Below are 13,988 nucleotides of genomic sequence, written 5' to 3' on the forward strand. Positions count from 1 at the left end.
ACTTTTATAAAATTTTAATCAATATGAAATCCATTTGATCCAAGATTCATCATTAGACGGCTTTTAATAACAAAAAAATAAATATAGAATAAAAAAAACAATCAATAAAATTTATATAATAATTTTTACGACATCAAGGATCGGTATTTAAATGTTAAAAAAATATAAACTCAGCCACTACCTCGTTTCATTCATGCTCGGCTATGCGTCCATGGAGACTATGGCTGCGATTAATATCTATGGTCCTGGCGGGCCAGCACCTGCAATGCATGAGGCCGCAAAACAATTCGAAAAGAATACGGGGATTGAAGTCAATGTTACGGCTGGGCCCACACCGCAATGGGCTGAAAAAGCCAAATTAGATGCAGACATCATCTATAGCGGCTCTGAGGCTATGATGTCTGATTTTGAGTCTGTTTTTTCTGAACAAATTATCAAAAATTCAGTTGAGCCGCTTTATTTGCGTCCTGCTGCCATTTTAGTCAGAAAGGGAAATCCAAAAAAGATTAAAGGCTTTAAGGATTTGGCGAAACCAAATACCAAGGTTTTGGTTACGCATGGCGCGGGGCAAGTCGGGATGTGGGAGGATATTGCCGGCAGAACGGGGAATATTGAATTAACCAAGGCATTTCGAAAAAATATTGTGATGTATGCGCCCAATACCGGCGTTGCCAAAAAGAACTGGCAGGAAAATAATGATTATGACGCATGGTTAGTCTTTAATATTTGGGGAATCAGTAATCCCAATATTGGACAAATCATTCCGATCGAACCTCAATTGGTGATTTACCGTGATACGGGTGTTGCATTGACGCAACATAGCTTAAAGAATCCTGAGGCCCAAAGTTTCATCACTTTCTTAAAATCCAAGCAAGGTCTGGCGATTTTTAAAAAATTCGGTTGGAACAAATAGGTCATTTTTCTAAGATCGGATGTAAATAATCTGTATAGATACCATCAGTCAGCAGCTTTTATTGCGCCGTAAAAAAGGACTCATTTTTGAGTCCTTTTTTAATAACAACTAAGCTTTTCTTGCCTGCATAATTTTAAACAGCACAAACAACAGTAAGATCCATACAGGCTGCATCATTACCGACAGCTTAAAGCCTTGCATCCACATGATGTATAAAATCATCAGCATGAAAGCCAAAACCAAATAATTGGTAAATGGTGCAAATAATGCGGGGAACTTGGTCTGAATACCCTGCTGTTTCATAGCTTGTCTAAACTTCAAATGAATTAAGCTAATCAAAATCCAGTTCAATACTGCGGCACTGACCACGATATAAATCAGATAACTCAAGGCTTTTTCAGGCAGGAAATAATTTAGCAGCACACAGCCGAAAATCAGCACGGCAGAAAATAAAACCGCCGCAATCGGTGTACCGTGTTCATTCACTTGTTTAAATAGCTTCGGCGCATTGCCCTGCTCGGCCAGACCCAAAAGCATACGGCTATTGGCATACATCCCGCTATTACAGACCGACACAGACGCCGTCAAAATAATAAAGTTCAGCAAATGCGCGGCCCAATCAATACCAATCTGCTTAAAAATCAGCACAAATGGACTATGATCCAAACCACCCAATTGCAGCTGATTCCACGGCACCAATGACAGCAGCACCGCCAAAGAACAGATATAGAACAGGAATACGCGAATCACGGTTTGATTCACCGCTTTCGGAATATTTTTATCGGGATCTTCTGTTTCTGCCGCCGCCATGCTGATCAGCTCAATACCGCCAAAGGCAAACATCATAAAGGCCAACATATAAAATAGACCTTCAAAACCATGCGGGAAGAAGCCACCATGCGCCCATAAATTGCTGATCGATACCGATGAACCTACCTCTGCCGTCAACAGCAAATACGCCCCGAAAATAATCATCGCGACAATCGCCAAGACCTTAATCATCGACAGCCAAAATTCAGATTCGGCATACAGTTTGACATTGGCTAAATTGGCCAAGGTAATCACGGCAAAGAACACCAAAACCGACACCCATGCCGGAACATGCGGCCACCAGTAATTCACATATTTACCAATCGCCGTCAGCTCGGTCATCACCACCAGAATATATAAAATCCAGTAATTCCAGCCGGTTAAAAAGCCGGAAAATTTGCCCCAGTATTTAAAAGCAAAATGGCTGAATGACCCCGTTACCGGTTCTTGTACAATCATTTCACCCAGTTGGCGCATGATTAAAAACGCAATGATGCCGCCGATCAGGTAACCTAAAATAATCGAAGGCCCTGCCGACTCAATAATATGCGCTGAACCTAAAAATAATCCTGTTCCAATCGCACCGCCCATGGCGATTAATTGGATATGGCGGTTCTTTAAACGTCGCTGCAGTTGGGGCGTTTCGCTGTTCAAAACAAACTCTCATCATGTATAACATGGAGAATTGTAAAGGCTTCATGCCTTCGAACCTAGCCCGTGAGCCTTCATCCGTCTATCTTTTCGTTCATGCATGTTTTTTATTTTGTGTTTAATCAATGAATAATGAGGAAAATTAGGCTTAAAAATAATTGAGCTTTCAATCTAATCATCCTAAAAAACATTCAACCTGCTTCGACTATTGGGTCGCATTAAAAGCCGCTGAATATTGAACATCGCCTTGCGGAAGGCTATCGACAAATGTGATGGCCTGAAAATATTCTTTCGGTACACCGGCTAAGTTCAGCTCTGGAAAAACTTGAAAGCCAAAACGCGCGTAATAATTGGGATCGCCCAATAAGACACAGCCTGTAGCACCGATATTTTTTAGAGCCTGCAACGCCGCTTGCATCAGCTGTGTGCCAATACCTAACCCTTGCTTACTCGGTAACACCGAAATCGGGCCTAAACCATACCAACCGGCCTCACCACTCGATAAACGAATCGGTGAAACAGCAACATGTCCCACAATTTCCTGTTGTTCCTCTGCAACCAACGAAAGCGTTAATTGATGATCTTTACGCAGTTGATTAACAATAAAATGCTCGGTATGGCTGCTATGTGCAGCATGTAAAAATGCAGCTTGAGTGACGGCTTCGATCGCTAAAATATCATCCAAGCGCTCATTTCTTATCTTCATTTTCATTTACAATTCCTCAGCTTCAGCGTCAATAAAAAAAGCGGATCAGTTCACACTCATCCGCTTTCATCCATTTCATCGAATATTCCTTATTCTTCAGGATATTCAAAACGGTAGCCCACACCATATACCGCCTGAATCCACTCATGGCGGTTGCCCGTTTCCGCTGCATCCGAAATTTTACGGCGCAGGTTTTTAATATGGCTGTCAATCACCCGATCCGCCACTTCAAAACTGTCCGGGTTGATATGATCAAGCAATTGCGCACGTGAATACACTTGTCCGACATGCTCTAAAAACAGCTCCAGCAAGCGGAATTCCGTCGGGGTTAAATTCAGCGATTTTTGCTGATACCAAATGCGCTGCTGGCCTTTGTCCATACGGAACAAATCATTGCTTTCAGGTTCAGTCTTGCGCTCTAAACGACGTAAAACGGCTTGTACACGCGCAACCAGCTCTTTCGGGCTGAATGGCTTACAGACATAGTCATCTGCGCCCATATTCAGGCCCAATACGCGGTCAATTTCTTCGGTACGCGCAGTCACCATAATAATGGGAAGATCTGACTGCTCACGGACTTTACGGCAAATGGTCAAGCCATCCATACGCGGCACCATCAAGTCCAAAATCATCAGGCTTGGTTTTCGTTGGGTGAAACTGTCATAGGCTTCTTGCCCGTCATGAAACATGCTGACCTCAAAGCCTGCCGCTTCCAGATAATCACGCACCAGTTGTGCCAATTCCACTTCATCTTCAACCAACATGATATGTTTCATGCATGCTTCCTTTTATTGTTTCATCTGTTTGGGGAAGGTCAATTTGCAGCGCAAACCGCCCAATGGAGAGTGCTCAAAACTCAATTCTCCGCCCATCGCTTTCGCCATTTTCACCGATAAGGCCAATCCTAATCCGGTACCGCCGGTTGCGCGCGTACGTGAATCATCCACCCGGTAGAAACGCTCGCCCAAACGCGCCAGCTGCTCATCAGTCAAGCCGTATGGACTGTCATCGACATAGACCGTCCACTGTGTATCATCCTGTGCTGTATGCACATGAACCTCGCCGCCAGCTTCGGTATAGCGAATGCTGTTGCCCAGCAAGTTGACCATAATCTGTTTAAAACGGTCTATATCTAATTGTAATGATGTGCCGTCACCTGCCGCAGTAATGTTCAATTGCGCCTGCTCAAATTTCGGCTTAAAGCTTTCCACTTCCTGCAGCACCACATCCCACGGATTTACCGCAGTGAAATAGCAGTTCAATTGCTGCGCATCGGCTTGGGCTAAATCGGCTAAATCTTTGGTCAGTTTTTTCAGACTGCTGACCTGATTCAGCATCGACGCAAAATGTTCAGGCGTTGGCTTGCGGATACCATCCTGCATGGCTTCAATTTGCGCCTGCAAGACGGCCAACGGGGTTTTTAATTCATGTGAGGTATCGGCCACCCATTGACGGCGTGAAGTTTCATGCTGATCCAGAATCACCGCCAATTGATTCAGCTCGTTGGATAAATCACCCAGCTCATCGTTGCGGTTCACCGTCACTTGATGCTGATAATTGCCTTGGGTCAGCTCGCGTGTGCCGTTCAGCAAGCGCTGAATCGGCTTTTTAAAATAAGTCGCCAGCAGCAAGGACACAATCAAGCTGGCAAAAAAAGACAGTCCGTAAACCAGCAGCAGATAGCGCTTTTGATTGCTGAAGAAGTTGATGCTCAGCGCATCGTCCTGATCCAAGACCGGTTTCAGCCCTAAATAGCCCACCACTTGATTATTCACCACAATCGGCCGATAGGACACCTGATCATCCGACTGCTCCCCCACCACAAACTGATGTTTGGCGTCATATAAGGATAAGCGTGAACTTAAGCCCAAACGGTCCGGCAGCTGAATAAACTGCTTCTTGCCCTTGCTGCTACGCACCATCGGCGCAGCAGGCTGCTCTTTTTTGCCGTCTTTGGCATTCGGCGGGCGGAACACATTCTGATTCTCGCTCAGCGGAAATTTCAAGCCGTCAAAAGGCTGAAATTCTGAGGGCAGATTCAGCTCCAGCAGCTTCAGTTCTTCAGGATCGGCTTGATGCTTATTTTCCCCGGCATCGATATTGTGCACCGTAAATAAAGGATTGGTATTGTCTTGAAAATAGCGCTGCTGCAAGGCAATATCATACTGCCGGCGCAGCCACCAGCGCGACAGGCGGTCATAATCATCCGGGCCAGCCTTGCCCTCGATCTGCAGAATCTGCGCCTGAATTGCATTGCCCCAGTCATCATAAACTTTGTAGACCTCTGCTAAATTCATAATCAGATGATCCAGTTTCTGCATTTCCACATCAGAAACATAGCGGGTAAAATTGCGTTGCATATTCCAATGAAGCACGCCCAAGCTGACCGTGGTGATGAGCAAAGTCGTCAGCAGTACAGTCAAAAATAAGCGCAAGGCGATCGGGATACGGCGGGTTTTCAAGAGCACAACTCTATTTTTCTTCTATATTCATTATTGTAGCGAACACTGAATCAAAAAACTCTCCATTGTTTCTTCATCTTTATTATTTAATCTTATCTGTATCGAACAGAATCTATCAGCCGTTAGGTATCATTATGAATAATATGACAAAAATTGCTTTAGTCGGCGCCAGTATTTTATCTGCAGGCGCGCTGACCGCATGCCAATCCACTGCTGCACCGAAAGATGCAGATCATGGCCAAATGATGAAACAGCATCATGGCGATCAAGAACGCAAAATGACGCCTGAACAGCGCGAGCAGATGAAGCAAATGCGCGCAGAACGCCATGCCATGATGAAGCAAATGCAGCAAGCCTGTGACGGCAAAGCGGTGGGTACCGCTATGCAAGTGAAAGCAGGCGATAAAACCATTGACGGCACATGCCTCATGACCTTCAAGGCGGATCACAAAGCCCGCGGCGAGCATAAGCCGATGCGCGGCGAACACCGTCCAATGCATGCTGGAATGCACGGCCAAATGCAGCGCGGCGAGCCGCTGACAGATGCAAAGCGCGCTGAACTGACCAAACAGTTTGATCAGCGTTTAGCTGAGCGCCAAGCCAAACAGCAAGCGATTGCCAAAGCGTGCCAAGGCAAAACAGATGGCACAGCCGTTGCATTTAAAGTCGGTGAGCAGCAAATCAACGGTAAATGCGCCGTCCGCTTCCAGCCCAATGTTGTTGCGCCAGCAGCAGCAAAATAAAATTAAATGATGTTTGCAATTCAATTGCAGCAAAAAGGCGCTCTCTGGAGCGCCTTTTTTATTGGACATATCTTTTTACGCTTTTAGACTATTTGTGTCATTCCAAATAGTCTAAAAGTGTTTACACTCAATACACTTAGCATTTCCAACAGATAATTCTTTGACTTTACAGTCACCAAGAAATACCCTTGGAATGCTTGTACCCAATAAGAAGATGTTGCACGATTAGAACCATTCAGACACGTGTCATTGAAGATACGTTCCAATGTTTATTTAGGATTATTAACGCTGGTAAAAACCAGTATTGAGGAAAACGATATGCCACAATACAAAGCGCCTTTACGTGATATGCAATTTGTTCTGCATGAACTTTTAAACGCAGAAGAACATTATTCAAAGCTTCCTGCATTTTCTGACAGCGTAAGTCGTGAGTTGGTTGACCAATATCTAGAAGCCGCTGCAGACTTCTGTGAAAATGAACTTTCTCCTCTAAACCAAGTCGGCGACCGCGAAGGCTGTACTTGGAACGACGGTGTTGTAACTACACCGACTGGTTTTAAAGAAGCGTACCAAAAATATATCGAACTCGGCTTCCCGTCCCTTTCTGCTGAAGAACAGTACGGCGGCCAAGGCTTGCCAGTGTCTCTAGGCAACGTGATCTCTGAAATGGTCGGCACCTCAAACTGGGCTTGGGGCATGTATCCTGGCCTGTCACACGGCGCTGTGCGTACTTTAGAGCACCACGGTTCACAAGAACAAAAAGACACTTACCTGCCTAAACTGGTTTCAGGCGAATGGACCGGTACCATGTGCTTAACAGAATCTCATGCAGGTTCTGACTTAGGCATCATCCGTTCTAAAGCTGAACCGCAAGCGGATGGCAGCTATGCCATTTCCGGCGAGAAAATCTTTATCTCTGCTGGTGAACACGACATGGCGGAGAACATCATCCACATCGTGCTTGCCCGTCTTCCTGGCGCGCCGAAAGGCACCAAAGGCATCTCGCTGTTCATCGTGCCGAAATTCAATGTCAATGCTGACGGTTCAATGGGCGAACGCAATGCTGTACGCTGCGGTTCGATTGAACACAAAATGGGGATCCATGGCAACGCGACTTGCGTCATCAACTTTGACAACGCCAAAGGCTTCCTGATTGGCCCTGAAAACCGCGGCCTGAACTGCATGTTCACCTTCATGAACACAGCGCGTATCGGTACTGCTGTGCAAGGCCTTTCTGCTTCTGAAGGCGCGTTCCAAGGCGCGCTTGCTTATGCTAAAGACCGTTTAGCGATGCGTTCACTTTCAGGTCCTAAAGCGCCTGAAAAAGAAGCTGATCCAATCATCGTTCACCCTGCTGTGCGCAACATGCTGCTGACGCAAAAAGCATTTGCTGAAGGCGCGCGTGCATTGGTTTACTTCTTGTCTCTGCACGCTGATGTGGTTGAGCAAGGCGCAACTGAAGAAGAGCGCAAAGCATCTGACAACATCTTGTCTTTATTGACTCCAATTGCCAAAGCATTCTTAACCGAAACCGGTTCTGAATCTGCAAAACACGGCGTTCAAGTCTTTGGCGGCCACGGCTTCATTTCTGAACACGGCATGGAGCAAATTGTTCGCGATACACGCATCTCTTGCTTGTACGAAGGCACCACTGAAATTCAAGCGATTGACTTGTTAGGCCGTAAAGTGCTGGGTACGCAAGGTGCAATGCTGAAAGATTTCACCAAGATCATCCACAAATTTGCCGAAGCCAACAAAGACAATGCGGCAATGAAAGAATTTGTTGAGCCGCTTGCTGCGCTGAACAAAGAGTGGGGCGATTTGACCATGCAGATCGGCATGAAAGCGATGCAAAACCCTGAAGAAGTGGGCGCTGCAGCAGTAGATTACCTGTACTTCTCTGGCTATGTGACGCTTGCTTACCTCTGGGCGCGCATGGCGCTTGTAGCGCAAGAAACCTTGGCTGCCGGTACAACTGACGTTGACTTCTACAACGCCAAAGTGACCACTGCCCGCTTCTACTTCAAGAAAATCTTGCCGCGCGTCCGTTCACACGTAGAAGTGATCGCTGGTGGTCTAGATCCATTGATGGCATTGGATGCAGAACACTTTGCATTCTAATGTGAATATCTAATGATATTTAAAAAACTGTACTCATGAGTACAGAAATAGGGAAAGGACGGTCATAGCATTGGCGGTCCTTTTTCTTTATAAAAGATGCAAGCATTCCCCTTTAGTTGTCTAATAACTTAATTTTTCAAGTATTGGACTCAACTCGACTGAATTGAATTTAAAAATAAACAGGTGACACTATGCCAATTTATAACGCGCCGCTCGCAGATATGAAATTCATCTTAAATGATGTTTTTAAAGCAGAACAATTCTGGCAAAACAACGAAAATCTTGCTCACGTTGATGCAGCGACTGCTGAAGCGATTCTTGAAGAAATGGCCAAATTTGTGCAAAACGTGACTCACCCTTTAAACCGTACGGGTGATGAAGAAGGCGCATCTTTCAGCAATGGCAGTGTTAAATCTCCTGCAGGTTTTAAAGAAGCATTCAAGCAATACGCAGAAGGCGGCTGGATTGGCCTAGGTGCCGACGAAGAATGGGGCGGCCAAGGCATGCCGAAAATGCTGACCGTTCTTTCTGACGAAATGCTGTTTGCCACCAACCCATCCTTCATGCTCTATCCCCTGCTTTCTGTCGGCGCGGGCATGGCGCTGAACAGCTATGCATCGCAAGAGCAAAAAGAAACGTACTTGCCAAAAATGTACACAGGTGAATGGTCAGGCACCATGTGCTTAACTGAACCGCATGCAGGTACAGATCTAGGCATTATCAAAACCAAAGCTGAACGCAATGAAGACGGCACTTACAACATTACCGGCACCAAAATCTTCATTACTGGCGGTGACCACGACCTTTCTGAAAACATCATTCACTTGGTATTGGCAAAAACGCCGGATGCGCCTGCCGGTTCACGCGGTATTTCCCTGTTCATCGTGCCTAAATTCTTGGTGAATGCTGACGGCTCTTTAGGCGAACGCAACCATGCAGGTCCAGGTTCAATCGAACACAAAATGGGCATTAAAGCGTCTGCAACATGCGTGATGAACTTTGACGGCGCCAAAGGTTACCTTGTAGGTAAAGAAAACGAGGGCCTGGCTGCCATGTTCGTGATGATGAACTACGAACGTCTGTCGATGGGTATTCAAGGTTTAGGCGCATCTGAGTTTGCGTACCAAAATGCGGCGCAATATGCGACTGACCGCCTGCAAGGCCGCAGTGCATCAGGTGTTCAATCACCAAGCAAACCAGCGGACAGCATTTTAGTTCACGGCGATGTACGCCGCATGCTGCTCAACGTGCGTGCGAACAATGAAGCATCGCGTGCATTTGCGGTATACGTGGGTCAGCAGCTGGATATCACCAAATTCTCTACGGATCCTGAAGCCGTTAAAGCTGCCAACAACCGTGTTGCCCTGTTAACCCCTATTGCCAAAGCGTATTTAACAGATACTGCATTCCAAGCAACCCTAGATGCGCAAATGTGCTTTGGCGGCCACGGCTTTATCCGTGAATGGGGCATGGAGCAATGCATCCGTGACTTGCGTATTGCGCAAATTTACGAAGGCACCAACGGCGTTCAGTCTCAAGACTTGATTGGCCGGAAAACCATTAAGTGCAATGGTGAATTCATTGCCGAATACATCCAAGAAATCCGTGATTTTGCCAATGGTTTAGACGCAAGCCTGAACTTCATTAAAGATGCCACTTTAGATGCTGCTGCAGAAGTTGAATCTGTGACTCAATATGTACTGGAAGCAGCACGTGAAAATGCAGAATTCTCTAACTCTGCAGCGGTTGATTACCTGCATGCTGTAGGTCTATTGAGCTTCGCTTATATGTTTGCGCGCATTGCCAATGCAGCCAAAGACAAAGATGGCGAGTTCTACCAAAACAAACTTGCACTCGCATTGTATTTCACTCAGCGCATCCTGCCTGAACTTGCGCTGCGTATTGCAAAAGTCAAAGCGGGTTCTGAAGTGATCATGAACTTCTCTGAAGATTACTTCACCAATCAGGCTTAATGCTTTATAGATTGTAAAAGAAAAAACGCCCGATGATTCGGGCGTTTTTTTATAGAATTTTTTTAATTTAATTTTCAATATTCGTTTTGGCACCGGCACATTGATGCACCCAAATACTATACTCACCAACAAAGTAAGTGTGTGTATTTTCAACTTCTAGGTTATACACCATTGTGGTGACATAGCCTTCACTCTCATCCCATTGAATGGTTTCAGGGTTCACCCAGTCTCCCTGACTAAAACCATGAAAATGTGCATTGGCTCTGTCTTCCTCAGAGAGCTGCTCAAGTAAATCTTCTTTCCAATGGATATTTTTACTATAAAGTTTATTTAAAGTTGGGTGATCCTTAACAACCTCATCAATTTCAATCCCTTTGATTAAATCAACTAAAACAGCATCAAAACGATCTTCAGATCCATAGTATGGCATTAGGCCATGATTACTCTGATTGATTTTATAAATATTTGCCTGCGCTTTGGCATTATATCCAGCAGCTGCCGCAATATATTTATTTCCATCTTTATCTACGACGATATCTTCTGTTGTTAGCTGGTTTGCAGTAACCCAACCTTTCCCTTCTACCCAAAATGGATGTTCAGAAGTAACAACATATTGTATATATGGAAGTCCAATACCCTCTATACCAAACTTAGCTCTAACCACATCTCTAGCCTTAAGTCTTTAAAAAAGCGATAGTTTTGAATCTATTTGATATCTAAACTCTATAAAAATAACAGGCTGATTTTCGGTTTTTATCACTTTCGTTACAGCTTGATAGCTTTGCTGCCCAGTTATTGGGTCTGCACTAAGTACTCGCCCCCCAATTTTAATATCTTGTAGCTGTACTAAACCTCGCTCAGCATGAACCAAAGCACCACCAACAAAACAACAGTGATCAAATTTATCGAATGCCTGTATTTTTTGATTATCCTTGGTCAAACCATGATTATTTTGCTGTTCTAACTCTTCTTTAAGCATCTGATTTAAGACCAGTAAATATATATTCACAATGAAATCAACAGAATTTTATGAATAAAAATAGCGCTATTTCCAGTCATGAAATTTTGTTAAATAAACCAAGTCATTTTATGATTTAGGATAATATTTCCGCACCGAATCTGCCATATCAGGATGCCCATTTTCCAAAGCCTTCGCTACCTTTTCAGCATCTGCAGCGCTGCGATTTTGACTGACTTTAAACTTACCCACAATTGAGTCTATTTCGATTTCTATCGCAACAATTTTTTCCAGCTGTTCTTGAATAAAATCTTCAGGTGCATCACCCATTTTCCAAGGCAAGGGTTGGCTAGCTTCATGTTGACGCGTCAAACGAGCCAGAATCCCCCGCAAATATTTTTCATCTGCAACTTTACGTATCTTACCTTTGACATGCACCACACGGTAATTCCAAGTCGGCACCACACGGTGGTGCTCCTGCTTTCCGGCATACCAATTGGGTGAAATATAAGTTTGGTCTGCATGAAACACCACATACACCTCACGCGCATCATTCAGCAGATCAAACATCGGATTGGCTTTGGCAATATGCCCGCGCAGCCGACCGAATTCACCTATTTTTGCATCATATTCCAAAGGCAGATGATTCACTTCCAATGCCCCATCGGGGTCTATCATCACCAGCGTCGCTAAGGGATATTGCTGGATAAGTTCAATCAACCCGGCTAAATCTTCATGCTGAAAATACGTAGGTAAATACATGTTTTTCTATTCATTTGGAGATAAATCAATAGCAACAACTTAACATTAAATGCGTGAGAAGCTGAGTAAAATATTTTGGTCATTTCCATGTCATGTGCATGAAATTTGCTTGTTCTTTAATGAAGAAGCTAATGATCTGTACAGGAGGAAAAAATGACCCGCCATAATCCTAAAATCGAAAAATTTGAAGCCCTCCTCGACCGTTTCGGCAATTTGGCCGTAGAAAGCTTTCATTACATTGCTTTATTTATTATTGGCTGTATGGTGATCTGGTCTGCTGGACATACTGTCTTTGAAATTCTGACCATAAAACAATTTGCCACCATTGACGATATTTTATTACTGTTTATATATTTAGAACTCGGAGCCATGGTTGGTATTTACTTTAAAACCAATCACATGCCAGTGCGGTTTTTAATTTATATTGCCATTACCGCCCTTACCCGCCTGTTAATTGCCGACATCCAACATACCCATAAAGCCAGCATGGATTTGGTCATTATTACAGGTTCTATTTTAATTATGGCTTTTGCTATTTTAGTAGTGCGCTATGCATCGTGGACCTATCCATCAGTAATCCGTGACAAGCATTCAGACAAACCGTTGCCTGAAGGCAAAACCCCACGTCCGCAAGATGATGAACTGGCTTAAAGTCTTAAACACAAATCCTCATCAATCCCCCTTGGCTCAAGGGGGAATCTGCCGAGGTTATAAAGAACTTATCGGTTCGGCACTAAAACATAGCGGCCATTTTCAAAAATCCAATACATGCCGCTAGGCGGCGCCGGCAAGCCGATACGGCGCCAGTCTGTAATCACGGCCTGTGTAGAACTTTCAATATAGGCCACATTCGGATCGCCATTCACCCAGCTGTAACTTTGCGAATTTTGAATAACCGTGGTTGGCGCCTGATAATGAATACTGACCCCGCTTTGCGGCATAGGCGGATACGGATGGTTTGGATACGGCGGATAAGGCCGGTTCGGGTAATGAGGATGATGCGGGTAAATTGGACGCTGGCTTGGATGCATCGGCCGATTGACAGGCGGCTGCGGACGGTGCTGTTTTAAGGTGTCAACACCGCGGTAATTGCCCCATTGATTGTCTGCCATGGCCGAAGCGCAAGCACCGAAAAACACCATACAGCCAGCAGCACATGCCACAATTGCTTTCATTATGCAGAACTCCAAACACGGAATTTATGCTTTATTGTAACGCTCAGTTTAAGATAAAAAATGAATGAAAATCCAGCAAATGCAAAGTTTTGTAAAGCAGATGAATTCACCCGACCTCTGCCGCGGCAAATGAAGAAATGCCGGCGCTTATGCTAGAATGCGGTTTTTGTGACTGAGTCATCCATTGTGGCAGAACTGAATTTTGATCGGCTATATGCATATTTTTGCAAAGTCCCGAGTGTGCAGAAGAATTTAATTGATGCTTATGGCACTGATGGCCAAAAAGCATGGTGGTTCAAATTTCAAATCAATGTTGAACATCCGCTGGCATGGCAAACCGTGCAGGAACTCGGCCATGTGCTGAACTACATTTCTAAAAATGAGCGCCTGCCGACCCAGTTTTTGCCGGTTTCTCCTCCGCCTTATATGAATGGCGAAGCCAAAGACTTTCTCGCTTGGGTGATTCAGTGCAATCATGCAGACTTTCCGCCAGATGTGGTCTGTGACTGGCTGGAAGCGCGCCTGCCGAATCCGGTGGAAGATGAAAGCAAATGGAAAATCAAAACCGATTTGCATGAGCTGGATAAAATCAGCGACAAAGATTTAGATAAGATGCTGCCGCCAAATCCCGAACCGAAGAATTAAAATTCATTAAATCCCTCCTAACCTCCCTTTTTAAAAGGGAGGAAAGTCCCTCTTTTTAAAAGAGGGATT

General features: G+C 44.8%; 14 protein-coding genes. 6 read left to right on the forward strand and 8 right to left on the reverse strand.

Going from position 1 to position 13,988, the window contains the following annotated elements:
• Window positions 1–151: 151 nt before the first annotated feature.
• The gene (locus ACE3T3_RS04915; protein WP_374664636.1) at window positions 152–913 is read left to right on the forward strand and encodes an extracellular solute-binding protein; all 762 of its coding nucleotides are present in this window, start codon (window positions 152–154) and stop codon (window positions 911–913) included.
• Window positions 914–1,021: 108 nt separating this feature from the next.
• Here the strand turns inward: ACE3T3_RS04915 and ACE3T3_RS04920 are convergent, their stop codons facing one another.
• From ACE3T3_RS04920 to baeS, 4 genes are all read right to left on the reverse strand, one after another.
• Window positions 1,022–2,377: an amino acid permease gene (locus ACE3T3_RS04920; protein ID WP_374664638.1), complete on the reverse strand. Its 1,356-nt coding sequence runs from the start codon at window positions 2,375–2,377 to the stop codon at window positions 1,022–1,024.
• A 202-nt stretch (window positions 2,378–2,579) separates the two neighbouring features.
• The gene (locus tag ACE3T3_RS04925) at window positions 2,580–3,086 is read right to left on the reverse strand and encodes a GNAT family N-acetyltransferase (RefSeq protein WP_374664640.1); all 507 of its coding nucleotides are present in this window, start codon (window positions 3,084–3,086) and stop codon (window positions 2,580–2,582) included.
• Window positions 3,087–3,169: 83 nt separating this feature from the next.
• Window positions 3,170–3,856, reverse strand: coding sequence for a response regulator (locus tag ACE3T3_RS04930; RefSeq protein ID WP_374664642.1), 687 nt, complete (start codon window positions 3,854–3,856; stop codon window positions 3,170–3,172).
• Between the two features lie 12 nt (window positions 3,857–3,868).
• Entirely contained in the window at window positions 3,869–5,542 is a 1,674-nt protein-coding gene (gene baeS / locus ACE3T3_RS04935) for a sensor histidine kinase efflux regulator BaeS (RefSeq protein ID WP_374664644.1), read from the reverse strand.
• A gap of 134 nt (window positions 5,543–5,676) precedes the next feature.
• On the opposite strand from baeS, the gene ACE3T3_RS04940 reads away from it, so the two are divergent.
• The 3 genes from ACE3T3_RS04940 to ACE3T3_RS04950 all read left to right on the forward strand — a co-directional run bounded on the left by ACE3T3_RS04940 (window position 5,677) and on the right by ACE3T3_RS04950 (window position 10,379).
• Complete coding sequence (locus ACE3T3_RS04940; RefSeq protein WP_374664646.1) at window positions 5,677–6,285, forward strand: hypothetical protein; 609 nt, start codon at window positions 5,677–5,679, stop codon at window positions 6,283–6,285.
• A 318-nt stretch (window positions 6,286–6,603) separates the two neighbouring features.
• Complete coding sequence (locus tag ACE3T3_RS04945) at window positions 6,604–8,406, forward strand: acyl-CoA dehydrogenase C-terminal domain-containing protein (RefSeq protein ID WP_374664648.1); 1,803 nt, start codon at window positions 6,604–6,606, stop codon at window positions 8,404–8,406.
• Window positions 8,407–8,597: 191 nt separating this feature from the next.
• Entirely contained in the window at window positions 8,598–10,379 is a 1,782-nt protein-coding gene (locus ACE3T3_RS04950) for an acyl-CoA dehydrogenase C-terminal domain-containing protein (protein ID WP_374664650.1), read from the forward strand.
• A 67-nt stretch (window positions 10,380–10,446) separates the two neighbouring features.
• Here ACE3T3_RS04950 and ACE3T3_RS04955 read toward each other — a convergent pair whose 3' ends face one another.
• From ACE3T3_RS04955 to ACE3T3_RS04965, 3 genes are all read right to left on the reverse strand, one after another.
• Window positions 10,447–11,043, reverse strand: coding sequence for a hypothetical protein (locus ACE3T3_RS04955; protein ID WP_374664652.1), 597 nt, complete (start codon window positions 11,041–11,043; stop codon window positions 10,447–10,449).
• Window positions 11,044–11,061: 18 nt separating this feature from the next.
• Window positions 11,062–11,358 carry a hypothetical protein gene (locus ACE3T3_RS04960; RefSeq protein WP_374664654.1) on the reverse strand — a complete coding sequence of 99 codons (297 nt, stop codon included), beginning with the start codon at window positions 11,356–11,358 and terminating at the stop codon, window positions 11,062–11,064.
• Between the two features lie 108 nt (window positions 11,359–11,466).
• On the reverse strand, window positions 11,467–12,099 hold the full coding sequence (locus tag ACE3T3_RS04965; RefSeq protein WP_374664656.1) for an FMN-binding negative transcriptional regulator: 633 nt from the start codon (window positions 12,097–12,099) through the stop codon (window positions 11,467–11,469).
• Window positions 12,100–12,252: 153 nt separating this feature from the next.
• On the opposite strand from ACE3T3_RS04965, the gene ACE3T3_RS04970 reads away from it, so the two are divergent.
• Window positions 12,253–12,750 carry a phosphate-starvation-inducible protein PsiE gene (locus ACE3T3_RS04970; RefSeq protein ID WP_374664658.1) on the forward strand — a complete coding sequence of 166 codons (498 nt, stop codon included), beginning with the start codon at window positions 12,253–12,255 and terminating at the stop codon, window positions 12,748–12,750.
• A gap of 68 nt (window positions 12,751–12,818) precedes the next feature.
• On the opposite strand, the gene ACE3T3_RS04975 is transcribed toward ACE3T3_RS04970, so the two are convergent.
• Window positions 12,819–13,274 (reverse strand): RcnB family protein, encoded by a 456-nt coding sequence (locus tag ACE3T3_RS04975; RefSeq protein WP_374664660.1) that lies wholly within the window; start codon window positions 13,272–13,274, stop codon window positions 12,819–12,821.
• A 186-nt stretch (window positions 13,275–13,460) separates the two neighbouring features.
• On the opposite strand from ACE3T3_RS04975, the gene ACE3T3_RS04980 reads away from it, so the two are divergent.
• A complete protein-coding gene (locus tag ACE3T3_RS04980; protein ID WP_374664834.1) occupies window positions 13,461–13,919 on the forward strand; it encodes a hypothetical protein in 459 nt (152 codons plus the stop codon).
• Window positions 13,920–13,988 lie beyond the last annotated feature (69 nt).

The organism is Acinetobacter sp. (genome assembly GCF_041919735.1).
Lineage (GTDB): Bacteria > Pseudomonadota > Gammaproteobacteria > Pseudomonadales > Moraxellaceae > Acinetobacter.

Coding starts and splice junctions, on each gene's coding strand:
- ACE3T3_RS04970 (WP_374664658.1), top strand. CDS start 12,253: ATGACCCGCCATAATCCTAAAATCGAAAAATTTGAAGCCCTCCTCGAC.
- ACE3T3_RS04915 (WP_374664636.1), top strand. CDS start 152: ATGTTAAAAAAATATAAACTCAGCCACTACCTCGTTTCATTCATGCTC.
- ACE3T3_RS04930 (WP_374664642.1), bottom strand. CDS start 3,856: ATGAAACATATCATGTTGGTTGAAGATGAAGTGGAATTGGCACAACTG.
- ACE3T3_RS04945 (WP_374664648.1), top strand. CDS start 6,604: ATGCCACAATACAAAGCGCCTTTACGTGATATGCAATTTGTTCTGCAT.
- ACE3T3_RS04965 (WP_374664656.1), bottom strand. CDS start 12,099: ATGTATTTACCTACGTATTTTCAGCATGAAGATTTAGCCGGGTTGATT.
- ACE3T3_RS04960 (WP_374664654.1), bottom strand. CDS start 11,358: ATGCTTAAAGAAGAGTTAGAACAGCAAAATAATCATGGTTTGACCAAG.
- ACE3T3_RS04950 (WP_374664650.1), top strand. CDS start 8,598: ATGCCAATTTATAACGCGCCGCTCGCAGATATGAAATTCATCTTAAAT.
- ACE3T3_RS04925 (WP_374664640.1), bottom strand. CDS start 3,086: ATGAAAATGAAGATAAGAAATGAGCGCTTGGATGATATTTTAGCGATC.
- ACE3T3_RS04975 (WP_374664660.1), bottom strand. CDS start 13,274: ATGAAAGCAATTGTGGCATGTGCTGCTGGCTGTATGGTGTTTTTCGGT.
- ACE3T3_RS04940 (WP_374664646.1), top strand. CDS start 5,677: ATGAATAATATGACAAAAATTGCTTTAGTCGGCGCCAGTATTTTATCT.